This window comes from Streptomyces shenzhenensis (assembly GCF_003688995.1).
GTDB classification, from domain to species: Bacteria; Actinomycetota; Actinomycetes; order Streptomycetales; family Streptomycetaceae; genus Streptomyces; species Streptomyces shenzhenensis_A.
In genome coordinates, this window is sequence record NZ_PENI01000114.1 from 1 (window position 1) to 606 (window position 606).

1 protein-coding gene is annotated in these 606 nt (G+C 47.7%); it reads right to left on the bottom strand.

Annotation, left to right across the window (positions count from 1 at the left end):
• Positions 1-90: 90 nt before the first annotated feature.
• Positions 91-483, bottom strand: a complete 393-nt coding sequence (locus tag CTZ28_RS46775) for a hypothetical protein (RefSeq protein ID WP_147481321.1) — start codon at positions 481-483, stop codon at positions 91-93.
• Positions 484-606: the final 123 nt, after the last annotated feature.

Sequence of the window (606 nt, forward strand, 5' to 3'; positions counted from 1 at the left end):
TCCCTGTCTGTGTCTGCAGCTGTAAGAGCCATGATCAAAAAGAAGAGGTCAGCCATCCTCACTCCGCAGGGACAACTGGTGCCCAGGTTTTCAGCAGACTATTGAATCCTTAACTTTGTGTCTGTGTCTTTGTAGAAGGTAGAAGATCTTCCTGTGGGTGAGGATGGGAGTTCCTCCTCTTCTTTTCCTGTCCCATTCAGGGTCTGCGGCTGGAAGAGGCAGGATAACAAGCAAGAGGTCAGCAATCCTCACTCCCCAGGGACAACCCCTGAGCAGGTCTTTGCTTAATCTTGAGAGCTTATCTTTTTGTCTGTAGCCTTGAAGAGGGAGAGAATCTCTCTCTCTTGTCGTGGTTGGGAGTGCCCCATGTTCTGCTCTGGTTCCCATCTGTCTCTGCTGGAAGAAATGGCAGCAAAGTGTTAAAAAAAAAAAGCCTTTGAAACCATCAGTAACAAATGACATCCTTGCAGAAGTCTTTGTCACGCTCTTGAATACTTACCTTTTATGTCTGTGCCCTTGTAGAAGGTAGAAGATCTTCCTGTGGGTGAGCATGGGATTTCCTCCTGGTCTTCTCCTGTCCATTTATGGTTCTGGGGCTGTAAGAGG